This is a genomic window from Lentzea aerocolonigenes, assembly GCF_000974445.1.
GTDB lineage: Bacteria > Actinomycetota > Actinomycetes > Mycobacteriales > Pseudonocardiaceae > Lentzea > Lentzea aerocolonigenes.
Map to the genome: position 1 here is coordinate 23907 of NZ_BBOJ01000021.1, position 23401 is coordinate 47307.

The 23401-nt window shown below is 70.7% G+C and carries 22 protein-coding genes; 15 read left to right on the plus strand and 7 right to left on the minus strand.

Annotated features, from left to right (window positions below):
* Positions 1 to 29: 29 nt before the first annotated feature.
* Positions 30 to 329 (plus strand): helix-turn-helix domain-containing protein, encoded by a 300-nt coding sequence (locus AOM45_RS50035; protein ID WP_030468433.1) that lies wholly within the window; start codon positions 30 to 32, stop codon positions 327 to 329.
* On the opposite strand, the gene AOM45_RS35135 is transcribed toward AOM45_RS50035, so the two are convergent.
* The 4 genes from AOM45_RS35135 to AOM45_RS51280 are packed head-to-tail and all read right to left on the minus strand — an operon-like array spanning position 261 to position 3535.
* Complete coding sequence (locus AOM45_RS35135; RefSeq protein ID WP_030468434.1) at positions 261 to 593, minus strand: S26 family signal peptidase; 333 nt, start codon at positions 591 to 593, stop codon at positions 261 to 263. The two genes, AOM45_RS50035 and AOM45_RS35135, sit on opposite strands and share 69 nt — an antisense overlap.
* Complete coding sequence (locus AOM45_RS35140) at positions 593 to 2377, minus strand: ABC transporter ATP-binding protein (RefSeq protein ID WP_051783686.1); 1785 nt, start codon at positions 2375 to 2377, stop codon at positions 593 to 595. Before AOM45_RS35140 ends, AOM45_RS35135 begins: the two co-directional genes overlap by 1 nt.
* Complete coding sequence (locus AOM45_RS35145; RefSeq protein WP_156093893.1) at positions 2374 to 3327, minus strand: TlpA family protein disulfide reductase; 954 nt, start codon at positions 3325 to 3327, stop codon at positions 2374 to 2376. Before AOM45_RS35145 ends, AOM45_RS35140 begins: the two co-directional genes overlap by 4 nt.
* Positions 3328 to 3373: 46 nt before the next feature.
* The gene (locus AOM45_RS51280) at positions 3374 to 3535 is read right to left on the minus strand and encodes a hypothetical protein (protein ID WP_156093894.1); all 162 of its coding nucleotides are present in this window, start codon (positions 3533 to 3535) and stop codon (positions 3374 to 3376) included.
* Positions 3536 to 3701: 166 nt separating this feature from the next.
* Between AOM45_RS51280 and fxsT the strand changes: the two genes are divergently transcribed.
* The gene (gene fxsT / locus AOM45_RS35150; RefSeq protein ID WP_030468437.1) at positions 3702 to 6149 is read left to right on the plus strand and encodes an FxSxx-COOH system tetratricopeptide repeat protein; all 2448 of its coding nucleotides are present in this window, start codon (positions 3702 to 3704) and stop codon (positions 6147 to 6149) included.
* Here the strand turns inward: fxsT and wecB are convergent.
* Entirely contained in the window at positions 6146 to 7267 is a 1122-nt protein-coding gene (wecB, locus tag AOM45_RS35155; RefSeq protein ID WP_236703939.1) for a non-hydrolyzing UDP-N-acetylglucosamine 2-epimerase, read from the minus strand. The genes fxsT and wecB overlap by 4 nt on opposite strands.
* Positions 7268 to 7449: 182 nt before the next feature.
* On the opposite strand from wecB, the gene AOM45_RS35160 reads away from it, so the two are divergent.
* The 10 genes from AOM45_RS35160 to AOM45_RS35200 are packed head-to-tail and all read left to right on the plus strand — an operon-like array spanning position 7450 to position 17193.
* Positions 7450 to 8277, plus strand: coding sequence for a hypothetical protein (locus AOM45_RS35160; RefSeq protein ID WP_030468439.1), 828 nt, complete (start codon positions 7450 to 7452; stop codon positions 8275 to 8277).
* Complete coding sequence (locus AOM45_RS35165) at positions 8274 to 9218, plus strand: polysaccharide deacetylase family protein (RefSeq protein WP_030468440.1); 945 nt, start codon at positions 8274 to 8276, stop codon at positions 9216 to 9218. The genes AOM45_RS35160 and AOM45_RS35165 overlap by 4 nt, the downstream gene beginning before the upstream one ends.
* Positions 9209 to 10372: an O-antigen ligase family protein gene (locus AOM45_RS35170; RefSeq protein ID WP_236703940.1), complete on the plus strand. Its 1164-nt coding sequence runs from the start codon at positions 9209 to 9211 to the stop codon at positions 10370 to 10372. Before AOM45_RS35165 ends, AOM45_RS35170 begins: the two co-directional genes overlap by 10 nt.
* Positions 10354 to 11388, plus strand: a complete 1035-nt coding sequence (locus AOM45_RS35175; RefSeq protein WP_236703941.1) for a glycosyltransferase — start codon at positions 10354 to 10356, stop codon at positions 11386 to 11388. The genes AOM45_RS35170 and AOM45_RS35175 overlap by 19 nt, the downstream gene beginning before the upstream one ends.
* Positions 11385 to 12233 (plus strand): hypothetical protein, encoded by an 849-nt coding sequence (locus AOM45_RS35180; RefSeq protein ID WP_030468442.1) that lies wholly within the window; start codon positions 11385 to 11387, stop codon positions 12231 to 12233. The genes AOM45_RS35175 and AOM45_RS35180 overlap by 4 nt, the downstream gene beginning before the upstream one ends.
* Entirely contained in the window at positions 12230 to 12409 is a 180-nt protein-coding gene (locus AOM45_RS51285) for a hypothetical protein (protein WP_156093895.1), read from the plus strand. The genes AOM45_RS35180 and AOM45_RS51285 overlap by 4 nt, the downstream gene beginning before the upstream one ends.
* The gene (locus tag AOM45_RS35185; protein WP_236703942.1) at positions 12406 to 13647 is read left to right on the plus strand and encodes a glycosyltransferase 87 family protein; all 1242 of its coding nucleotides are present in this window, start codon (positions 12406 to 12408) and stop codon (positions 13645 to 13647) included. Before AOM45_RS51285 ends, AOM45_RS35185 begins: the two co-directional genes overlap by 4 nt.
* The gene (locus AOM45_RS35190; protein WP_030468444.1) at positions 13644 to 15038 is read left to right on the plus strand and encodes an oligosaccharide flippase family protein; all 1395 of its coding nucleotides are present in this window, start codon (positions 13644 to 13646) and stop codon (positions 15036 to 15038) included. Before AOM45_RS35185 ends, AOM45_RS35190 begins: the two co-directional genes overlap by 4 nt.
* A complete protein-coding gene (locus AOM45_RS35195) occupies positions 15035 to 16102 on the plus strand; it encodes a glycosyltransferase family 4 protein (RefSeq protein WP_030468445.1) in 1068 nt (355 codons plus the stop codon). Before AOM45_RS35190 ends, AOM45_RS35195 begins: the two co-directional genes overlap by 4 nt.
* Positions 16099 to 17193, plus strand: a complete 1095-nt coding sequence (locus tag AOM45_RS35200; RefSeq protein WP_030468446.1) for a glycosyltransferase family 4 protein — start codon at positions 16099 to 16101, stop codon at positions 17191 to 17193. Before AOM45_RS35195 ends, AOM45_RS35200 begins: the two co-directional genes overlap by 4 nt.
* Here AOM45_RS35200 and AOM45_RS35205 read toward each other — a convergent pair.
* Entirely contained in the window at positions 17177 to 18406 is a 1230-nt protein-coding gene (locus tag AOM45_RS35205; protein WP_081902213.1) for a putative glycoside hydrolase family 15 protein, read from the minus strand. The two genes, AOM45_RS35200 and AOM45_RS35205, sit on opposite strands and share 17 nt — an antisense overlap.
* Positions 18388 to 19707 (minus strand): exopolysaccharide biosynthesis polyprenyl glycosylphosphotransferase, encoded by a 1320-nt coding sequence (locus tag AOM45_RS35210; RefSeq protein WP_236703943.1) that lies wholly within the window; start codon positions 19705 to 19707, stop codon positions 18388 to 18390. The genes AOM45_RS35205 and AOM45_RS35210 overlap by 19 nt, the downstream gene beginning before the upstream one ends.
* A 363-nt stretch (positions 19708 to 20070) precedes the next feature.
* On the opposite strand from AOM45_RS35210, the gene AOM45_RS35215 reads away from it, so the two are divergent.
* Genes AOM45_RS35215 through AOM45_RS35225 form a run of 3 tightly spaced genes read left to right on the plus strand, consistent with a single transcriptional unit; the run spans position 20071 to position 23146 of the window.
* On the plus strand, positions 20071 to 20883 hold the full coding sequence (locus AOM45_RS35215) for a glycosyltransferase (protein ID WP_162185670.1): 813 nt from the start codon (positions 20071 to 20073) through the stop codon (positions 20881 to 20883).
* Positions 20883 to 22217 (plus strand): NAD(P)/FAD-dependent oxidoreductase, encoded by a 1335-nt coding sequence (locus AOM45_RS35220; protein ID WP_051783694.1) that lies wholly within the window; start codon positions 20883 to 20885, stop codon positions 22215 to 22217. The genes AOM45_RS35215 and AOM45_RS35220 overlap by 1 nt, the downstream gene beginning before the upstream one ends.
* Positions 22193 to 23146, plus strand: a complete 954-nt coding sequence (locus AOM45_RS35225) for a lysyl oxidase family protein (RefSeq protein WP_030468451.1) — start codon at positions 22193 to 22195, stop codon at positions 23144 to 23146. Before AOM45_RS35220 ends, AOM45_RS35225 begins: the two co-directional genes overlap by 25 nt.
* Positions 23147 to 23401: the final 255 nt, after the last annotated feature.

A 23401-nucleotide genomic window follows, 5' to 3' on the forward strand; every position in this document is an offset into this window, starting at 1 on the left:
ACGGAGGACCGACAACACCGGGAGTCTGAATGACCGCAGGGGGCAAGGCAGAACTCGGCCACGACCTGGACGAGCTGCGGCTGCTGGTCGGCATGTCCTATCGGGAACTGGCACGGCGCACCGGCTGTGCCCGCAGCACGTTGCACGACGCGTTGACCGGCCGCCGGTTTCCCCGGCTGGACACGGTTCTGGCGATCGTGCGGGCGTGCGGCGGCGACATCGCGCGCTGGAGGCTGCGATGGGTCGCGGCGTGCAAGCGTTCACCTGCCGCGCACTGCACCCACGACGTCGCCGCAGTCGATCAAGCCGAGCTGACGGGAGTCTTGTGAACGCGGGTTGTCCCCCACCACCACGACGAACCCTTCTGGTACTCGTGCCACGTCGGGCAACGTCGGTGCGAGCCACTCCGGCACCGGGTCTCCTGCGACGGCCGCCACCCTCTTGACCCGGTGCGGCAGTTCGGGGTCGGGCACCCGGAACACGATCACCTCGTGGCGGTGCGGGTCGCGGAAGAGCTTGCGCGCCAAGAGCTTCTGACCGTCGTGCAGAGTCGGCGACATGCTGTTGCCCCGCACGGTGACCCTGATCCACATCAGCTGATCCTCACGTCCTGGTAGCCGTCGGCCTGGAGCCGGAACAGGCGGGCGTACTCGCCACCGGCGTCCATCAGTTCGTCGTGGTCACCCTGCTCGGCGATCCGCCCGCCGGCCAGGGTGACGATGAGGTCGGCACCGCGCAGCGCGGCCATCCGGTGGGAGATCAGCAACCGCGTCCGGCCCTGCGCGTGCCGTCTCACCGTCTCGTGCACCCGTTGCTCCCCTTCGGCGTCCAGTCCGGACGTCGGTTCGTCGAGGATCATCAGGTCCGCGTCGGTGCGCATCAGGCACCGCGCCAGAGCGACGCGCTGCCACTGCCCGCCGGACAACGTCACGCCCGTCCGTTCCTCGTCCGCGTGGGTCCTGGACAGCACCGTGTCGTACCCGTGCGGCAACGCTTCCAGCACGTCGGCGACGCGGGCCGTCCGTGCCGCCTCGACGATCCGCGCTCTGTCACCGAGCTGGTCCGGTTGCCCGATGCCGATGTTCTCCGCCGCGGTCAGGTCGTACGCCATGAACTCCTGGAACACCACGCCGATCCGCCTGCGCAGCAGCGCGACGTCCAGCTCGCGGAGGTCCACGCCGTTCCACGTGATCGAGCCCCGCTGCGGGTCGTAGAACCGGCACAGCAGCTTCACCAGCGTGCTCTTGCCGGCCCCGTTGACCCCGACCAGCCCGACGGCCACGCCCGCGGGGATCGTCAGGTTCACACCGCGCAGGACCCACGGACCGTCGTCCGAGTACCGGAACCAGACGTCCCGCAGCTCGATCGCCGCCGTTTCCGAGGGTGCGCCCGTGCCGGCGGGCAGGTCGTCGTGCGTGCCGACGACGTCGAGGTAGTGACCGAACAACCGCACCGCGCGCCCGGCCTCGCCGAGCTGGAGCACGACGCCGGACAACCCGGTCTGGACTCCGGCGACCGCCCCCGTGAACAGCACCAGGTCACCGACGGACGACCGCCCCGCCGCGACGTTGAGCGCCACCACGACCGTGCCCGCGCCGGCCACCACGGCACTGAGCAACGCCAGCGCGCTCTGCACGACGGTGCCCCTGCGCTGTGCCGCGAGCCGTGCACCGGAGACCGTCGCGAGTGAGCCGACCATCCTGGTGTGCAACAACTCTCCCAGGCCGAACAGCCGGATCTCCTTGGCCGCCCGCACATCCGTGAGCAGCGCCCGGTAGAACAGCCGCCTCCGGTCCGTCGCCACCCACGCTTCCTCCGTCGCGGCCTCCCGCCGCGCCGTCGCCAGCCGGGCGACCACAGCGGTCACCACCGATGCCAGCAGCAGCAACGTCATCGGCGGCCACACCACCAGCAACGCGCCGGAGAAACTCGCCAGCAGCACGACCGAACGGACCAGCTCCTGGACGAACTGCGAGATCGTGCCGGGAGCCTCCTGCGCCGCCTCCTCCGCGAGCCGCAGCCGGTCGTGGAACACGGGATCCTCGATCCGCGCGAGCCCTGGCAGCGTCGCGATGCGGCGGAACAGGTTGCTCTCCACGGTCAGCGCGACCCGTTGCCGCACCACCTCCCCGAGATACCCGCAGAGGTAGAGCAACGCGATCGCGAGCCCGCCGACCAGTGCGGACGCCACCGCGAGGAACGCCGCCCGCCCGGGACTCGCCGTGCCGGACGTGAGCTCGTCGACCAGCAGCATCGTCAACCAGGCACCGGCCGCCGGCGCGGCACCCGCGAGCACGGTGAGCGCGAGGGTCACCCCGGCGATCACCGGTGCGGCGCGGAAGGGCAGCGCCAGCGCCGCCCCGGCGTTGCGGATCACGCCACCGGTGCCGGGACGCCGGCGAAGTCGCTGAGCTTGATCCCGGAAGCCGTCACCACACCGCCGTGGGTGTAGAGCAACGTCGGGAACGCCATGACCTCGAACGCCGACAGGATCGGGTCGTCGGTGCCGACCACGGCCACGCGACCGAGCGGGCCGACCTTCTCGACCAGCCGTGCCGTCGCCTCGGGATCGCTCGGATCACCGTCCACAACGGACACGAACCGGGCGGCGGGCGGGTCGGCGAGCAACGCGTCGGTGAGCGTCCGGCACGGCCCGCACCCGACGGAGAAGAACCCGACCTGCACCGGCCCGTCGAGGTCGGCCTCGGTGAACGGGAGACCATCGGTGCCGGTGACCTCGAACGGACGGATCACCGTGCCGGGCTGCGGGAGATTGGTGTTGCGCGGCGGGCCGGAGCGTTCCTGGAGCTCCCGGACCCTGGTGACCAGCCCGAACGTGAACAGCACGTGCAGCGCCACGACGACGGCGAGCAGCACGACGGCAATCGTGAGCAGGGTCAACGGTTCCTCCCAGGACACGGGTGTCGGCACGAACGCACCGGCGACGGCCACGGCGGCCAGCGACCCGTTGCGCACGAGGTGCTTGGGCCCCAGCACGTCGCCACCGGCACCGAAACACTTGCAGCGCACGTTCTGCCTGCTGGTGATCGCTCGCACGATCACTCCGCAGAACACCGCGAGCAGAGTCAGGACGGCCGCGTAGCCGAGCCGGGTACCGGGAACGGCGAGCAGCACGACGGCGACGGCCTCGCCCGCGAGGACCGCCACGGCGACCGGCTGCGCGGGCAGCCGCGGTGCGAGAGCGGTGATCGAGTCGCGGAACTCGGCCAACGCCTGCCGGGTCCGCACCTTGCCGGTGAGCGCGGCGACGAACACCACGGCGAGCAGCACACGAGCGAACAGGTCGAGCACTTCGGCCTCCGGCAAGAGTGCGGGGGTGCCGGCGAGACGCGCTCGCCGGCACCCCGTGGTGTCACTTGCAGCTGCTGCTCTTCGACGAGCAGATGCCGTTGCAGTTGAAGCGGTAACCCTTCTTGCAACACTGCCCGTTCTCCGGCACGCAGGCACCGGCATCGATCTTCGGCAGCACGAGTCCGACGAGCCGCTCACCGGCCAGCTGTGCGAAACGCTTCACGGGTCCGCTCCTCCCAGTAGATCAACAACAACGGCGTCCACGCTCGCCCGCCGCGGCCGTGATCGGAAGACTGGTCGGACGAAGTCGGACGGGGTCGGACGGCCGCGTGCAACACATCCGCGTGGCCGCGCGATGACCAGGTGACCGGCAGAGATTGGGGTGGCGAATGGCACGGCGCGTGTTCATCTCCTACGCACAGGAGTCCGATGAACACCGTGCTGTGGTGCGGGAGTTGTGGGCGTTCCTGCGCGCCAACGGTGTCGACGCGGTGTTCGACCAGGTCGCCGCCGGTCAGCGCCAGGACTGGTCGCTGTGGATGGCCGACCGGATCCGGGAAGCGGACGTGGTGCTGTGCGTGGCCTCCGAGCAGTACAAGCTGCGCGCGGAGAGCCGGACCTCGCCGGAGGTCGGGCGGGGCGTGCAGTGGGAGGCGCGGCTGATCCGTGACGCCTTCTACGACGCCCAGCAGGACCTGCAGAAGTTCGTGCCGGTGGTGGTGCCAGGGCAGTCCGCCGGCGGCGTCCCCGACTTCCTCGCCCCGGCCACGACGACGGTGTACGTCGTCGAGGACTTCACCCTGCCCGGCGCGGAGGACCTCCTCCGCTTCCTGCTGGGAAAGCCCGAGCTGCCCGAAATTCCACTCGGACAGGAACCGGAGCTGCCCGCCTGGACCCCGTCGGAGGTCCGTTCCTCCTCCGGGGTGGTGTCCCCGCAGATCGCGGGCATGGCGGAAGTCGTCGGCCGTGAGCAGGAACTCACCGACCTGCGCGCGGCGTTCACCGCCCAGCGCAAGAGCCGCACCCCCGTGATCCAGATCCTCACCGGCATGGGAGGCGTCGGCAAGACCAGCCTGGCCCGCGCCTACGCCCAGCGCCACCTCGACGACTACGGCGTGGTCTGGTGGGTCCGCGCCGAGGACCCGACCACGGTCGACGGCGAGTACCGCAGCCTGCTCGAACTGGTCCACTCCCCGGCGGAGGCCAAACTGGTCCGGGACGCTGTGCAGCGCGCGAATGCCTGGCTGTCGGAGCAGAAGCGACCCTGGCTGCTCGTCCTCGACAACCTCCCGGACGCCGCCGCGCTGCGAGGTCTGTTCCCCGCCAAGGGAAACGGCCACGTCCTCGTCACCAGCCAGGCCGGCCGCTGGCCCAACCCCGCCGCCGTCCACCCCATCGCCCCGCTCGACACGGACGCCGCCGTGGAGCTGCTCTCGGCGATGTCGCTGGACCCGGACGCCGAGGCCGCTTCCAAGCTGGCCGCCGAACTGGACGGACTTCCCCTGGCGCTGACCCAGGCCGCGTCCTTCACCGCGGCGAACGGGATCGACCTCGCTACCTACCTGCGGTTCTACCAGGACCGGAGTGCTGAGCTGCACGCGGACGGGCAGCCGGACGACTACCCGCACACCGTTGCCACCACCTGGGTCTTGGCCATCGAGAAGATGTCGGCGTCTGCCCGGTTGGTGCTCGACACGATCGCCTACTTCGCCCCGGACTCGATCCCGGTCTCTGTGCTGCGGCAGTTGATAGACGACGAGTTGGCGTTGACCCGAGCCATCGGGGAACTGCTCTCGCACAGCCTGGTGACGCGGGGAGCGGAGGGCACGATCACCGTGCACCGGTTGATCCAGGCCGTCACGCGGCATCGGCTCGGCGAGAACCTCGACCACGCCGTCCAAGCCCGCGATCTGGTCGCCGCCGTGCTGCCGGAACTTCCCCTCGACATGCAGAAGATGGCTGCATGGAAACAGCTCCGCAGCCACGCTCTGGCCGCTGCCGAGCATCTCCCGGCTGATCCACGAAGCTTCGATCTGCGCTACGACGGTGCGTTCCTGCACGGGGAAATGGGCGACGTGGAGACCGCGATCAAACAGTTGAAGGCGCTCGTCCGCGACATGACGCCGGTTCTCGGTCCCGAGAACGAGCAGATGCTCCGAGCACGACACGGCCTAGCGCGCTGGGCCTACCTCTTCACCCCGTCACAAGCCCACAAGGTAATGCTCTCCGAGTTGGTGGAAGCACAGACGAGGGTGCTGGGCGCCGACCACCCCGACACCCTGCACACGCGCCACGATCTGGCCTCCACACATCTCAGGCTGGGTGAGCTCGACCTCGCCCGCCAGCTCTTCGAGGACCTGCTGCCCGTTCGGACACGCGTGCTCGGCCCTCACCACGAGCGCGTGCTCCAGTCTCGCAGTCGCCTCGCGCTGGTCCTCGCACAGCTCGGCCGGTTCGCCGAGGCGATACCGATCCATCTCGACGTGATAGCCATTTCCACCACCGAAGTCGGCGCACTGGATCTGCGCACGGTGCAGCTCCAGGCCGCCTACGCCGTCACGCTCGGTCATGCGGGAAAATTCGCGGCCGCACGTGACTTGAACGCGTTCGCCGTCGAACAGATGACCATCCAACGCGGCCCGTACGACAAGCTCACAGTCATGACCAAGATTCCGCTGGCCGTGTGGACCGCAGCGGCCGGGAACCCGCGACTGGCAACGAGCACCCTGCTTCGCTCGCTCATCCGCATGCGCAACAGTCTCGGCAAGAACAACCCGCTCGTGCAGCAGTTCGAGGACGCTTTGAACAGCATTCGCGAGCCGAAGCGCAAGCGTTAGATCCCCGCCGCCACCGGCTCCCCCACCGGCGCCAGCATCGCCCGCACCGCCGACGCGATCAGCTCCGACGGCGACCCCGTCCCGTACGGCGACGCGATCTCTCGCAACGCGGCCCGATGGCCGGAAACGTCCTCGAGCCACGGCAGCACCGCAGCACCGACCAACGGCCCGGGAGGGACGAGCGTTCCGAACGTGCCCTCGATCTCCGGCCGCTCGGTAGTCCGCCGGACGACGACCACCGGTCGCTTCAGCACACTCACCTCCTCCTGGATGCCGCCGGAGTCCGACACGATCACCGCGGAACCGTGCGCCAGGGCGAGGAAGGTCCGGTACGGCTGGGGTTCGATCACGCGCAACCCGTGCAGCAGACCGGAAAGCCCGAACGCGGCGATGCGTTGCGCGGTCCGCGGGTGCAGGGGCAGCACCACCGGGAGCGGCAGGCGGCCCAGTTCGCGCAGGATCGTTTCCAGGTTGTCCGCGTCGTCCACGTTCTCCGGGCGGTGGATCGTCGCCAGCACGTAGCGGTCGCCGGTCAGGCCGAAGCCCGACAGTGCCGCGCTTTCCTCGTCGGCTGACGGCAGGGCGTGTGCCAGGGCCTCGACGACGGTGTTGCCGGTGACCACGATGCGGGCGTCCGCGATGCCCTCGGCGAGGAGGTTGTGGCGGTTCAACGACGTCGGCGCGCAGCACAGGTCTGCGAGGTGGTCGATGAGCACGCGGTTGTGTTCCTCCGGCATGGCGCGGTCGTAGCTGCGCAGGCCCGCCTCCACGTGCACCAGCGGCACGTCGCAGGCGTTGGCCGCAAGCGCTCCCGCCAGTGCGGAGGTCGTGTCGCCCTGGACGATGACGGCTCCCGGGCGTTCCGCGGCCAGCACCTCGTCCACCGCCGCGACCGCACGGCCCAGCTGGCCGCCCCGGCGCAGGCCGCCGAGGCGCAGCTCGTGGAAGCCGCCCGGTTCCGGCACATCACGGCGGATGAGCGAGTACATCGAACGGTCGTAGTGCTGGCCGGTGTAGATCATGGTGCACGCGCTGCCGAAGTGTTCGACGAGCGGTGCCAGTTTGATCAGTTCGGGCCTGGTGCCGCAGACGATCGTCACCGTGTTCGTTTCCCGCACCGCGGCAAGGTACTTCATCGATTCGGGCAAAACGGGGGAGATCACGCTGACGTTCACCCGAAAGCGTTGCGTGGGATATCGCTCGAAAGTGTTGCGGCACAGGCGTGTCATAGGGTGCGCGGTCATCTGAGTCTGAGGCGCGCGCCGACGCGTGTTTCGCCGAAACCTACGGAGAGTCCCGCGTGTCCGGTCATCTGGCGCTTGCTGTGTCCACTGTGCTGTACGGACTGGGGATAGTCGCGCAGACGGTCGCCGCGCGCAGGGCCGACGAACGTCCCGGCGCCGGGCTGGGTCTGCTCGCCCGCCTGGCCGTCGATCGGTTGTACCTGCTGGGTTTCAGCTGCCAGTGCGGCGGTTTCGGGTTCGCGTTCCTCGCCCGCGAGGAACTGCCGCTCTACCTGGTGCAGGCCGGTTCCTCGTGCGCGGTCGGGCTCGCGACCGTGATCGGCGTGCTGGCGCTCGGCTGGCGGGTCCGGCGCGTCGAGATCGCGGTGCTGCTGGTGATGGCGTGCGGCATCCTGCTGCTCACGGGTGCGGCGGCGCCGTCGACGGCGCGCGAGCTGCCGCTGGTGCCGGCGCTGGTCGTGCTGGGGCTGCTGACGCTCGCGGTGCTTCCGCTGGCGCGCACGTGGAAGGCGGCGACGCCGGTGCTGGCGGGCATCGCGTTCGCGGTGGTCGCGGTAGCCGCCCGGAACGTGGCGGGCAAGCCGCTCCTCGAGATCCTGCTGCACCCGCTGACCTGGCTCATGGTGATCGCCGCGTTCGTCGGCCAGGCCTGCATCGCGACGGCGTTGCAGCGGGTCTCGGCCACGTCCGCGGTGGCGTCGATGGACGCGACGACCGTGGTGATCGGCTCGATCGCGGGCCTCGCGCTGATGGGCGACCAGATCACGCCGGGACGGGAGTGGTGGGTCGCCCTGGGCGGGCTGCTCGTGGTGGGTGGCGTGCTGGTGCTCGGGTCCGTGACGAAGCCCGCGCCGGACCTGGTCGCGGCCGGAGCCGGGCGGTGAAGCCCGTCGCCAGCGTGTCGCTGGACCTCGACAACCTCTGGGCGTACCTCAGGACGCACGGCGACCCGAGGTGGGAGAGCAGACCGAGCTTCCTGCCGTCGGCGGTGCCCCGGCTGCTCGACGTGTTCGGCGAACACCGGTTGACCACAACGGTTTTCGTCGTCGGAGCGGATGCGGAACGCGACGACGGCGCTCACGCCGTCGCGGCTGTCACCGCGGCCGGGCACGAGGTCGCGAACCACTCGTTCTGGCACCAGCCGTGGCTGCACAGGTTCTCCGAGGCCGAGCTCGAAGCCGAGGTGACGCGCGCGGAAGAGGCGATCGTGGCCGCCGGGGCACCGCGGCCGGTCGGGTTCCGCGGCCCCGGCTACAGCGTCACGCCGCAGCTGCTCGACGTGCTCGACCGGCGCGGATACCGTTACGACGCCAGTGTTCTGCCCACCTGGATCGGCCCGCTGGCCCGCGCCTACCACAACCGCACCGCGGGCTCGACCGACGGCGGGGCCGACCTGTTCGGCGGGTTCGGCAAGGTGAAGGCCCCGAACAGCGCGTACCGCTGGCGCGGCAACGGTCTGGTCGAACTGCCGGTCACCACCATGCCGCTGCTGAGGGTGCCGATCCACGGCGCGTACCTGTTGCAGCTGCACCAGATCTCGCCCCGGCTCGCCCGCGGGTACTTCCGCACGGCGCTGCGGTTGTGCCTGGCCACCGGGATCGCACCGTCGTTGTTGCTGCACCCCACGGACGTGCTCTCGGGTGCCGAGGCGCCCGGCATGGAGTTCTTCCCCGGCATGGCGGTGCCGGGACGGGAGAAGGTGGAGCTGCTGGGCTGGGTGCTGTCGTCGCTGCGTCAGCACTTCGACGTCGTCGGCACCGGTGAGCACGTGGCCCGTCTCGCGGCTTCCGTTCTGCCGGAACGGGATCCGGTCGCATGTGGCTGACCCGTGTCCTCGCCTGCGGGACGGTCGCGCTGGCCCCGCTGGAGGGCTACCTGCTGCAGGTGCACGGTCAGCTGGCCAAGGTCATGCCCGCCGCGCTGATCGGCGTGTGGCTCGTGTCGCTGGTCCGGCAACGGAGACTGCCCGCGCCGCATCCACTGCACCTGGTGGTCGCGCTGCTCGCGGTCGTGCTGCTCACCACGTCGGCGGTGCACGAGGCCGAGCCGTTCACCCTGGAGTACCTGGTGCGGTGGGTGCCGTTCCTGGTGATCACGGTGGTGCTCGCCGACGTGGCCGCGCGCGAGGTGCCGGTGCGGGCGCTGCTCGCCGCGGCCGTCGCGGGGGCGGTCGTGGCCGCGGCTGGCGGGTTGCTGAGCCTCGTCGGTGGTTCGTTGCGCGCCACCGGGCCGCTGGAGGACCCCAACGACCTCGCGTTCTTCCTCGTGGCGGCGCTGCCGTTGCTGGTCGCGATCCCGGCGAAGGGCCGGTCGCGGGTGGTGTTGTTGTTGCTGGGCGCGGTGTTGGTGGCGGGGACGGCGGCCACGTTCTCGCGCGGCGGCGGGATCGCGCTGGGCTGCGCGCTGGTGTGGCTGGTCGCGCGGCGGGGCCTGCCGGTCCGCGCGGTGGTCGTCACCGCGGCCGTGACGGGGGTGGCGGCGCTGGTGTTCGCGCAGGCGGCTCACGCGGAGCTGTCGCGGGCGTTGCAGGAGAAGAGCCACATCGCGGGCACCAACGCCGACACCAGGATGCTGCGCTGGCAGGCGGCGGCGCGGATGCTGTCCGACTCACCGGTGCTCGGCGTCGGGCCCGGTGGCTTCCGCCAGCAGTACGCGGCGGCGTCGCACAACGCGGAGGTCGACGAGCAGACCCCGGTGGCGCACAACCTGTTCCTGGAGGTCGCCGCGGAGCTCGGGCTGCCGGGCTTCGCGTTGCTGATCGGGTTCGTCGCGATCGGGTTCGTCGCTTCGGAACGGGCGTTGCGTGCGGGGGGTCGTCGTGAGGCCGTGGCCGTGCAGGCGGCGCTGATCGCCGCGCTGGTCGCCTCGATCTTCCTGTCCGAGCAGTACTACCTGCCCCTGTGGTCGCTCGTCGCCCTCGCCGTCGCGATCGAGCACCGAACGCGAAAGGAGCGCCGACCGTGCGCGTTCTCCACGTGATCAGCGAGATGGGCGCGGGCGGTGCGGAGTCGCTCGTCGCCGGGATGGCGCTCGCGGGCGGTGACGTCGGCTGGGAGTCCGCCGTGGCCAGCGGTGGCGGTTTCCGCGCCGATGCGTTGCGCGACGCCGGTTTGCCCGTGTTCGACGTACCGGTGGCGCGCCGGTCTTTGACCGGAGTGCTGCGTGCGGCGTGGGCGACGCGTTCGGCCGTGCGCCGGTTTCAGCCGGATGTCGTGTTGGCGCACAACGTGTCCGCGAGCCTGACTGCTCGGATCGCGGCACCGCGGCGACCGCTGGTCACGGTGTTCCACGGGGTGGCCGACGCTGATGTCGCCGGTGCCGTCAGGGTGCTTTCCCGCGTGTCGTCCGTTGTCGTCACCGTGGCCTCCGCCGCTGCGTCGCGGCTGCACGACGCCGGGCTGGAGTCGGTGGTGGTGATCCCGAACGCGGTCTTCCCGACGGCGCCTTCGGTTGACCGCGCTTCGGTGCGCGCCGCGCTCGGTGTGCGGCCGGACGTGCCCGTCGCGTTGTGCCCAGCCCGGCTGGAACCGCAGAAACGGCACGACGTCCTGCTCGACGCGTGGGCTCTCGTCCCAGGTGACGCCGAGCTGTGGCTGGCCGGCGACGGCAGCCTGCGTGGCGCGTTGGAAGCCCGCGGCGTCGACCGCGTCCGGTTTCTCGGCACCCGCACCGACGTGCGCGACCTGCTGGAGGCGGCGGACGTCACCGTGCTCACCAGCGACTGGGAGGGCATGCCGATCGCACTGCTGGAGTCGCTGGCCGCCGGTCGTCCCGTGGTCGCGTCCGATGTGGACGGTGTGCGCGAGGTGCTGTCCGGCGGTGGCGGTGTCCTGGTGCCGCGCCGCAGCCCCGAGCAGACCGCTCGCGCGTTGCGCAGCCTGCTCTACTCGCCGGTCGCGCGTTCGGTCGCCGCGTCACATTGCGGCAGCGCCGACTCGCACGCGTTGATGAAGTCCTACGACGAACTGCTTCGCACCGTCCTGGAGGGACGATGAAGGTTCCCAGAGCTCTTGTGGAGGGCGTGCTGGCCGCCGTTGCCGTCGGCACGCTCGTGCTGCTGGCGGTCTCGATGCGCGACGGGGTGAGCGAGGGCAGGCTCACCCTGCTGGCCACACCGTCCACACCGGACAGCGCCCAGTTCGGCGAGGTCACCTCGCTGGCCGCACCGGCGGTGGTGCAGCTGGTCCGCAGCCCGTCGGTCCTGGACGTGGCCGCCAAGGCGGCGGGCACGACCCCGGACCGCCTGGCCGACGCCATCGCCGTGGAACTGGTGCCGGCGTCGGGCGTCGCCCGGATCTCGGTGCGCGCGGACACCTCGGAGCACGCGTCCTGGGCGGTGTCGGCCGTGGCGAAAGCGGTGATCGAGGCCGACCTCCTCGCCCCCGCCGCCAGGTTCCGTCTGGTGGACGACCAGCCCGAGACCGCGCGGGTGTCACCGGACTGGCGCCTCGCCACCGGCCTGGCCCTGGCCGCCGCGGTGATCGCGGGCGTGGCCGTGGCAGCGCTGCGACGCCTGCGCGGCAACAACGTCCGCACCGCCCTCGCGGCCGCGGGCATCAGCCACCCGGTGGTGGTCGCACGCGACGACGACCCCGGCCTGGCCGAGCGGCTGACGGCGTTGTGCGTGGCGGCGGCGCGGCCGGTGAAGGTGCTGGCGGTCAGCCCGTGGCTGGCGGAACGCGCGGAGGAGCTGGCGCGGACGTTGCCGGACAAGGCCTCGGAACCCGCGGAGGGGACCGCGGTGATCGCGGTGGCGGGGAACGACCGGCGGGGTGATCTGGCGACGGTGCTGGCGGTGTTGCCGGCGTCTTCGGTGTTGGTGGCGGTGGTGCTGGCGTGAGGGGGACGACGATGCGGCCCGGCCCGCGTGATGGTGGCGGGCTCGGCGACGCGGGTGTGAGCGGGACGGCGGCGCGACCCGACACGCCCAGTGGCCGCTTCGGTGGTGCTGGCGACATCGGCACGACGACGCGTCCCGAGTCACCGAGCGCCTCCACGACGGTGGTGGCGGCGTGATCACCACGACCAACCGGTCCGCCCTCGCCAAGACCGTCCTGACCGCACTCGTCGCCCTGGCCGGCACCCTCAGCGCGATCCGCGCGCTGCGCCCGTCCTGGGAAGCGCCCCTCCCCACCCCGCAGAACCTGCCAGAAGAACGCATGCAGGACTTCCGGGACGCGCTCTACTTCCCCATCCGAGAGTTCCTCGCCGGCGGCAACCCGTACGACCCCGCCGTGATGTTCGCGCACTGGCCCGTGCGCCAGAACTTCAACCTCTACCAGCCCTACCACCTCGTGCTGCACCTGCCGTTCGCGCTGCCCGGCTACCGGGTCGGCGCGGTGGCGTTCGCGCTGGCGTGCCTGGTGCTGCTCATCGTCCTCGCGACGATGGCCGCCGGGCGGGCCGGGTTGCCGCTCGTCGCCGGGACCGTCGTGGTGGCCACGTTGCTGGTGACCAGTCAGGTCGGCAAGGCGCAGATGTACGTCGGGCAGGTCAACCCGTTGATCGCGGTCGGGGCGGCCGGGGCGTTGCTGTTGCGGGCCAGGAGTCCTTGGTGGGCCTCGGCGGCGTTGGCGCTGGCCTGGCTCAAGCCGCAGTTCGGGTTGCCGCTGGCGTTGCTCATCTTCATCAGGGGCGATCGGAAGGTCGCCCTCGCCGGCACCGCGATCGCCGCCGCGGCCAGCCTTCCCGTGGTGGCGGTCCTCGTCCTCGAGACCAGTGTCGGGGAGTTCCTCGACGTGATCTCCCGCAACCTCGCCCACGCGAGCCACACCGGGTACGGCGCGGTCGACTCCCTGACCGCGCAACGGGTCGACCTGCCCGCCGTGTTCTTCCGGACGACCGGGTGGTTGCCGCCCGCGGCCGAACTGGTGGCGCTGGTGGGGGTTCTCACGGTCACGGCCGTGCTCGTGCGCAGGCTCGACCGCACCAGCAGCGAGGCCGCGGACGTTCTCACGTGCCTCGGGGTCGTGGTGGCGCTCGTGCACCAGCCGGGCGACGTGCTGATCGCGGTGCCTGCCCTCGTCGCACTGGCTGTCACCTGCTGGCGTAATCGGAAGGAACGTCACTGGAAGCTGGCCGCCGCCGCGACACTTCTCGTCACAGTCCCCTTCGCGCACCTGTACTTCGTCGACACGGCGGTCAAGGAGCTGCTCGGGGCGCGGGCGAGCGTCACGCTGGACGGGCTCGCCGTCGTCGCGGCGTGGGGTGTGCTCGTCGTGTTCGCGATCAGGCTCACCGGGCGCCGCGCATGACGGACGTGGCGGTGCGGGGTTCGTTGTGGCTCTTCGCGGTCAACCTGGTGAGCAAGAGCAGCCAGATCGTCGTGACGCTGGCACTCGCCCTGTTCCTCACGGAGACCGACCTCGGTGCGGTGGCGCTGGTGGTGTCGGTGGTCAACATCGGCCAGGTCGTGCAGGCGATGGGCGTCTACGACATCGTCAGCCGCACCGAGCTCGACCCGCTGCGCACGGCGGGCACCGTGCTCACCATGAGCGTCGCGACCGGTGCCGTCCTGGCCGCGGCGCTGGCAGCGGCAGCGGGCCCGATCGCCGCCGTCCTGGGCGCGCCCGAGGGGCTGCTGCGGCTCGCGGCGCTCACGTTGCCGTTCACGGCGGCGGGCGGGGTGCAGATGGCGTTGATGCACCGCGACCTCGACTTCCAGCGCCGCATGCTGCCCGACGCCGGCGGCATGGTGCTCGGTGCCGTGGTCACCGTGACGCTGGCAGCCCACCACACAGGCCCCACGGCGGTGGTGCTGGGGCTGCTCTGCACGGCCGTCGCGCAACCGGTGCTCGCGGTGATCGCCGGCGCGCGGATCCGGCCGGTCTGGGACCGCCGGGCCGCGAAGGAGGCGGCGGCGTGGATCGCGGTCGTCGGGCCCGGTGCGCTGATCGCGGTGATGCTGATCAACGTCGACTACCTCGCGCTCGGGCACGTGCTCGGGCCCGAGGCGGTGGGCGGGTACTCGCTCGCGTTCCGGATCGCGTGGGTGCCGTACATCATGATCGCGGTCGTGCTGGGCGGTGTGCTGTTCCCGATCTGCGCCCAACTGGTCCGAAGTGGACGGAGAACGCAGCTCCCGGAGACGGCGGGCCGGTTCACCGTGGCGACGCTGGTGATCACCGGCGGGCTGTACCTCGCGGTCGCGCTCAGGGCGGACGGCATCGTCGTGCTCGGTGAGCAGTGGGCGGACGCGGCACGGATCCTCGTGCTGCTGTGCGGCTACGGGCTCGGGCTGAGCCTGCTGCACGTCTGGTACCAGGTGATCAGGGCCGCCGGGCACGCGCGGCAGTACCTCGCCCTCGAGGCCGCCCACCTCGCCGCACTGCTGACCGCGCTGGTGTTCACCACCCGGCACGGCCCCACCGCGGTCGCCGTCACGCAGGTCACCGTCGTGTGGCTGCTGGTGCCGATCACCTGGCTGGTGCTCGTCCGCAACGGTCTCGCGTCCTCCCAACCCGCCCGCGCGGCCGTCACGGTCGTCGCCGGCGGACTGGTCAGCCTGGGCGTCAACCGGTTCCTGCCCGAGAGCGACACCGTCGTGAGTCTCGTCGTCAGCGGGGCGACCGTGCTCGTCGTCTACTGTGCGGTCGTGCTGCCGCTCAACCGCACCGTCCTCATCGGACTGAAGGAGCGGACGTGAAGGTCGTCCACGTGACACAGCCCGTCGAAGCCGGGGTCGCGGTCGTGGTGCTCGAACTGGCCAAGGCGCAGCAGCGACGCGGCTGGGACGTCAGCATCGCCTGTCCGCCAACGGGCTGGCTCGCCGAACGGGCACGCGAAGCCGGTATCCCGGTGCACGCCTGGCACGCGACCCGCTCCCCCGGCCCGCGCACCGCCCTGGAACTCCGCGCTCTCCGCACAACCCTGCGCACCATCAAGCCAGATGCCGTCCACCTGCACAGCTCCAAGGCCGGACTCGCCAGGATCGTGCTGCGCGGGCGCACCCCGACGCTGTTCCAGCCGCACCTGTGGTCGTTCCGCGTCGCGGACGGCCTGCTGAGCCGCGCCTGCCGCGTCTGGGAGGCACGAGCGTCCCGCTGGACCCACCTGCTCGTGTGCGTCAGCGACGACGAGCTCGAAACCGGCCGCACCGCGGGTGTGACCGCGAGAGCCGAGATCGTCTGCAACGGCGTCGACACCCGGCGCCTCACCCCACAGCCCAAACCGTCCGACACCCCGACCGCGGTGTGCGTCGGCCGGATCGCCCACCAGAAGGGCCAGGACCTGCTGCTCCAGGCGTGGCCCAACATCCTCGGCAAGGTCCCGGACGCCCGGCTCCTCCTCGTCGGCGACGGACCCATGGCCCGAGAACTGCGCGCCACCGACCATCCGAACGTGCACTGGCACGGGCACAGCGACGCACCGGCCGAGTTCTACGTCCAGGCGGACGTCGTGGTCCTGCCGTCACGTGCGGAGGGCATGGCGTTGGTGCCGCTGGAAGCCATGGCCTGCGGACGTCCGGTCGTCGCGTTCGACGTCGAGGGCGTGCGGCAGAGCATCGGCGACGCGGGCGAGGTCGTGCCCGCTCAGGACGTCGCGGCACTGGCGCAAGCGATTGCGACCCGGCTCGCGGACCCCGAACTCGCGGCTGCCGAAGGAAAACGCGGCCGGGTGCGTGCCGAGACCCTCTTCGACCGCGACCGCATGACCGACCAGATCGTGACGCTCACCGAGAAACTGGTCTCCCAGAGAGGACCACGATGACACGGATCGCCTACCTGCTCACCCAGGACAGCGGTGGGCCGGTGGACGTCACCGTCCGCCTCGCCGCCGCGCTGGCCAAGACCGACAGCGCCGAGGTGCGCGTGTTCGGCCCCCGACCCCTCCGGAGTGCCGAGCTGGTCGACCCGTACTTCGAGGAGATCCTCGTACCGCGCAAGGGGGACGTGCGCGCCGCACGGCTGGCGCGGGCCGCGCTCAGGACGTGGCGGCCGGACGTCGTGCACGCCCAGGACCGGCGGTCCGGCCTGGTGAGCGCGGGCCTCGCGACCACGGGCACCAAGATCGTGCACACCTACCACGGCGTGCCCGACGACGTGGACGAGCCGTGGTTCCGCGGCGTGCGCGGTGCGGAACCGCCATCGGCGTACACCCGTGCCGTGCTCGCCGCGGACGCCGCCGTCGCCCGTGTCGTGCACCGGACCGTGGTTCCCGCCAGGGAGATGGGCAGGTTCCTGCGCGACCGGCTCTACGTGCCGCCGCACCGCATGACCCACATCGACAACTGCGTCGACGTCGGTGCCGCGAACCCGCCGGCCGGGCCCGTGCGCAAGCTGGTGTTCGTCGGCCTGCTGGTGGAGCGCAAAGGTCTGCTCACCCTGCTGGACGCGCTGGAGACCACGATGCCGGAGGACGCGACGCTCACCGTCGTGGGCGACGGTCCGCAGAGGATGCAGGCGGAAGGCCGGGTGGCGCGCCGCAACCTCGGTGACCGCGTGCGGTTCCTCGGGTTCCGGTCAGACGTCCCCGAACTGCTGCTGGAGCACGACGCGCTGGTGCTTCCGTCCACAATGGAGCAGCAGCCGCTCGTGGTCGCGGAAGCGATGGCGGCGGGCAAACCGGTGGTCGCCACGGACACCGGCGGCGTGGCCGACATGCTGGGCGTTCCCGGCTCCGACCTGCCGCGTCCCGGTGACGTGACGGCCCTCGCGGCACGGCTGCGCGACCTGTTCGCCGACCCCGATCCCGCGGCCACGGGCGAGAAGCTGGCGATCAGGGCCAGGGAGCGGTTCACCGCCGAGGTCTGCGCGCGGCGGCACCTCGACCTCTACCGCAAGCTCACTTCGGGCCGTTGACGAACACGACCGCGTCCGCCGGTGCCAGGTCGAGCTGCGCCGGCACCGGCTCACCCCGCAGCGTGCGCAGGCCCGCGGGCGGGGTGAGCAGGACGGACGTCTTCGTGGGGTTCACCGCCACCCAGCCGTTGCTGTAGCGGCGGTTCCACACCCCGCTCGGGAGGCGGTTGGCCGTCTCGACCGCCTCCCCGAGCCGCGCGTCCTGGTACAGCGACCAGTACGGGTTCTTGTAGTCGGGATCGGCCCTCGTCCAGCACGTGTGAGGGCTCGCGAGCAGCGCGGCGGACGCGTACCCGACGCGCTCCTCCTGCTCCGACTTGGTGTGCGTGACCAGCAGCAACCAGGACTCGCCGAGCGCGGCCTGAGCCCGCTGCTCCTTGAACTGGTTGCCCTGGAACGTGATCAGCTCGCCGGCGCCGTCGTCGCCGCGCAGGCCGAAGTTCTCCTCCATCGCACCCGCGTACCGGGAGTGCGCCGACCACCGGCCCGGCGTCAGCTGGGACTCCGACACGTTGGGCACCAGCATCTTCCCGGACTTCTCCAGGGCGTCACCGGCGAGCGTGAGCATGCCGTCGAGGCCGTCGCGCAGCAGCCGGTCGGTCCCCGCCGTGTCGGCGGTGCCCGCGATCACCGCGGGCGAGTAGTACTTGAGCGAGCTGAAGTCGTTGTCCGCCAGCACGCCGTCCCAGCCCTCGCGGAGCACCTCGGCGACGACGGCGTCCGCCCACGACTTCTGGTAGGCCGGGTCCCACACCGCCATCTGCCAGTGCTTCGGGTACCCGTTCCACTCGATGCGCTGCCCCGTCGTGTCGATCGCGAACCACTCGGGGTGCTGCTGTTCCGCCGCGAAGTACCCGACCCCGGTGGGCAGGTACTTCGCGTCCCGGCCGCCCACGATCGCGCCCTCGTAGTTGCGGGCACTGGAGAAGTCCTTGTACACCAGGACCTTCACCTTGGGGTTCAGCTCGTGGAGCTTGCGCATGGCCGCCGTCTCCCACGCGTTCAGCACCACCACGTCGTAGTGCTTCGCGGCGGCCTTGAGCTCCCACGAGGACGGCGAGTCGCCGATGCCGTACCACCACGCGCACGGCGCCAGCGGTTTCGGCACCGGCCCGGTGACGATGGGCTCGGTCGCCTCGCTGACCGTGCACGCGCTCGAAAGGAGTACGAACGCGACAGCGGCGAATCGGCGGATCAGCGATTTCTGCGCCAACACAACTCCCCTGCTGTCATCAAGAGAATCCGCAGGTCCAGCCACAACGACCAATTCGCGATGTAGTAGTTGTCGTATCGAGACCTGTCGGCGATTGAAGTGTCACCTCGCAACCCGTGCACCTGAGCGAGCCCTGTCAGGCCGGTCGGAACGCGATGGCGAGCCCAATATAGCTCGTGAATTGCCGAAAACTCGCGAACGAAACCCGGGCGTTCCGGGCGAGGCCCCACCACGCACATGTCGCCGCGCAGCACGTTCCACAGCTGGGGCAGCTCGTCGATCGACGTGCGGCGCAGGAACCTGCCCACCGGGCCGACCCGCGAGTCGCCCTCGACCGACCACTTCACCTGCGAGTCGTCCTCGCCGGACTGCCGCACGCTGCGGATCTTGTAGAGGACGAACGTGCGGTCGTCCATGCCGACGCGGACCTGGCGGAAGAAGAGCGGCCTGCCGCTCTCGACCAGCACCGCGAGCGCGCACAGACCGATCAGCGGCAACAGCACCACGAGCGCGATCGCCGCGAGCAGGAGGTCCGCGGCTCGCTTGATCCACCAGGTCGGCCTGCTGGTCGGGGCGGTGCCGAGGCGCATCAGCGGGTAGCTGCGCAGCCGTTCGATGCCGGGGCCGTCAGGGTGCAGCTCGTACATGCGCGGCACGACGAGAGTCGAGCAGCCGAGCCGGTGGGCCGTGATGGCCGCGTCGACCAGCGGTGAGTCGCGGGTGTGGGAGAACGCGAGCACCACGGTGCCCGCCCGCAGCCGCACGATGGCGTCCGCGAGGTCGCCGTCGACGATCTCCAGCACCGGCGGCTGCCGGTCGGGATCAGGGCCGGAGTCGGCGAACGCGACGGGCCGCAGGCCGAACTCCGGGTGCTCCAGCATCGTCCGCGCAAGGTTCACGCCCACCTCGCCCGCGCCGACGATGATCGTGCGGTCGCAGCGGTCGAACCGCCTGCGGCACCACCGGCCGAACGCGAACACGAACCACCTGACCGGCTCGATGACCAGCGCGAACGTGATCATCGCCCACTGCACCGCGGCCACGTCCCGCTGCGCCGCGCCGCCGAGGAGGCCGACGCCGGCGAGCAGCGCGAACGCCAGTGCCGTGCTCGCCGCGGACCGGGGCAGGTCCTGCAGCCACGACAGCCACAGACGCCTGCGGTACAGGCGCCAGGATCCCCTGATCGTGAGCACCGCGGCCGCGACCGCACCGCCCCAGACCCAGCCGAGGTCGCGGTGCAGGGACACCGCCACGAGCGTCACGCAGTCCACGAGGACCAGCAGCACCGCGACGGCGTTCACCCGGCTGAGCAGGTCACGGCGACCCTCAGGCTGTCTGACGCCGGGGTGGACGGGGCGTCCGGGATCAGCCTCCCGCGCCGGGAGGGGTGCGGCTGGAACGGCAACCGCCGAGAATCGCCTCATTAGAAGATCATCCGATCGAAGGAGTTTTGACCACGGAACCACCCGTAAGAGTGAATGTGCGCCGAGAAAGTCATCTCTTCGGTTATCGACATTCCCTCTTTGGTGTCTCCGGCCCAACGCAGTTGGTGAGGTTTCGACATAGTTGCTGCCCTGAAGTCGCCCAGGGCCGTATCAAAGCTTTAGCACGCCGTGTCAATAATTCACGCCACCAACCGCGAGCCACCGAAGAGGGGGCATTGAGTGAGAGTCGACGAACACGGGATCCGGCATTCTGCCGGGGACCCCGCCGTGGTCGTGCAGCACACGACCCACGTGCACGTCGTCCTGCCCGCCTACAACGAGGCGGCCGCGCTCCCGCGGTTGCTGCGCCGCACCGCCGAGGTCGAGCTCGGCGGCCGGATCACCGTCTGGGTGGTCGACGACGGGTCGTCGGACGGCACCGGCGACGGCGTGGCCGGAGTGCGCGGCCTCGACGTCCGCCTCGTGCGCCACCCGGAGAACCTCGGCCTCGGCCAGGCCGTCCAGTCAGGACTCAGGGCGGTGCTCGCGGAAGCGGCGCCGGACCACGTCCTGGTCGTGATGGACGCCGACGACACGCACGACCCCGGCGTGATTCCCGCGCTGCTGAAGGAGATCGCGGCCGGCGCGGACATCGTGATCTGCTCCAGGTTCGTCGACGGCGGTGACGACTCGACGGCGCCGCGCTGGCGCCGGTTCCTGTCCCGCGGCGCCACCGTCGTGCTGCGCAGGGCGCTCAAGGTCGAGGGCGTGCAGGACTTCACCAGCGGGTTCCGCGCCTACCGGGTGAGCCTGCTGCGCCGCGCCGCCGCGCACTGGGGCGAGCGGCTGGTCGAGGAACGCGGGTTCGCCTGCATGGTCGAGCTGCTGCTGAAGCTGCGGCACTGCGCGCCGGTGGTCAGCGAGATCCCGCTGAAGCTGCGCTACGACCGCAAGCCCACCCCCAGCAAGCTCAAGCTCGGCCGGACGCTGAGGCAGTACCTGCTGTTGCTCACGCGTGACCGGCTCGCGCCCGTTCCGTTCAGGAAGCTCTGATGTCATCCCGCGTCGTCGTCATCGGCGGAGGCATCTGCGGCCTCGCCACCGCGCACCGGCTCGTCCGCGCAGGACTGCCCGTGACGCTGCTCGAGGCCGGCGACCAGCTCGGCGGCCTCGGCACGTTCTTCTCGTCGCAGGACCGGTGGGTGGAGCGCTTCTACCACTGCGTGATGCCGAGCGACGACGCGCTGCTCGCCCTGCTCGGCGAGGTGGGGTTGAAGGACGGCGTCGGCTGGCGCCCCACCCGGATGGGCATGGTCGTCGACGGCGTCCACCGCTCGTTCAACTCCGCGCTGGACCTGCTGCGGTTCACGCCGCTGAGCCTCGCCGACCGGATCCGGTTCGGCGTGATCTCGTTGCTGCTGCGCAGGCTCGGCAAGGGCAAGGACCTCGACCGGATGCGCACCGAGGACTGGTTGCGCGGCCTGTACGGCGACAAGGTCTGGAGCACGCTGCTCGCGCCGATGTTCGGCGCCAAGTTCGGTTCGGCGTTCGGTGACGTGCCCGCGCTGTACCTGTGGCAGCGGCTCGGCCGGGAGAGCAACGACTCCGTGCGCGGCTACCCCGCCGGCGGCTACAAGAGCGTGATCGACGCCCTGCGCGCGTCCATCGAGGCGGGCGGCGGCGAGGTCCGCACGTCCGCGCCCGTGGGCCGCCTGGAGACCGCACCGGACCGGGTGCTCGTCACGCTGGCCGACGGCGAGACGATCGAGGCGGACCACGTCGTCTCCACCGTGCCGCTGCCCGCGTTGCGCGGCATCGCGGACGAGGACCTCGCGCGGCGGCTGCCCGAGGTGCGACTGCCCTACCAGGGCGTCGTGAACACGTTGTTCTTCCTCCGCAAGCCGTTGTCCGGGCACTACTGGGCGCCGGTGCTGCGCTCGGGCACGGACTTCGACGGCGTGATCGAGATGACGCCGCTGACCGGCACCGAGCGGTACGGCGACAGGCACCTCGTGTACGTCATGCGCTACACCGACCGCGAGTCCGCGCTCTACCTCGAGGACGACGCGAGCATCGCCGCGAGGTGGACCGAGCAGCTGCTGAACCTCCACGAAGGACTCGCGCCGGAGGACGTCGACGAGGTGCGCGTGTTCAAGGCACCGTTCGTCGAACCGGTGTACCCGCTCGGGTACCTGTCCCAGCGCCCCGCCGTCGAGGTGCCCGGCACCCGGCTGCTGCTCGCAACCACGGCCCACGTCTACCCCAACGTCACGAGCTGGAACTCGAGCGTCGAGCTCGCGAACTCGGTGACGGACCTGCTCCTGCGCGACGCCAGGAGATCATCGACTCAGGAGAACACCGCATGGCCCGCAGAATCGGCGCGGTGATCGCCGCACTCACGATCACCGCGGTCAACCTCGTTTCCTCACAGGACGTCCAGGCCGATCCGTCGCCCCTGCTGCCCGACCTGAGGCAGGCGCCCATCGGCTGCCCCGGCGGCTTCTCCGGCAGCCCGGTCACGTGCCGCGCCTGGGACGTGTGTCCGGTGGAACACGCCTCGGAACCGCGGGGCAAGTGCGTGTACGGCGACGGACCGGTCGAAGCGGTCCGACTGCGGTTCACCACCTCGATCGACAACATCGGCGACGGCCCGTTGTTGCTGCACGCGCACCGCGACAGCACCGACGTGCCCACGATGAAGGTCCGCCAGGCGATCCAGTCCGGTGTGGACGGTTCGATCGCGGGCTCGTTCGCCGAGGCGCGGCGCGAGACCCGCTCCAGCGCGTACTACGAGCCCGCGCCGACGCACGAGCACTGGCACCTGCTCAGCTTCGAGTACTTCCAGCTGCGCACCCCCGACGGCGGTGTCGTCGTGACGGACCGCAAGAACGGCTTCTGCATCGGTGACCGGTACACGGTCCGCGACGACCTCGACCACCGGCCCGCCGACCCGGAGAGTCCCGCCGGACAGCTGGCGGGCCGCCTGGACGGGCACATGTGCGAACACCACAACCCGTCCGCTGTGGACGTGATGTTCGGGATCTCCGTCGGTTCCGGTGACGACTACAAGCACGAGGTCGACTTCCAGTGGCTGGATCTCACCCGCGTGCCGTCCGGCCTCTACGACGTCGTCAACGTCGTGAACTCCGACAGGGCGTTGCTGGAGAAGAACTACGACAACAACGCGTCGTCGATCGCGATCTCCGTGCAGTGGCCGCGCGGTGCGGCGAACCCGCCGGCCACGATCGAGACACCCCCGACGGTGCGCATGATCCGCAGCTGTCCCGGGAAGGTTCGGTGCGCGAAGGGCCGCTGAAACCGAGCAGCCGTCAATACTTCACGAACGAGGTGTGTCCGCAGTGACGGACACACCTCGTTTCTTTTGTGCCGGGACAATCGGGCAGCAATCGGGCGCCTATCACAGTCCCCATTCAAGACGCAATCCATCACTCTTCGGAACCGAATTGGATCACGCATAGCACACGTGCAGGCAACCGCACAATTCCTCCTCGCAACAACAAACTCGCGATCAAGTCAATAGGCCATGCAGTGCAACGTTGATCACAGCCCA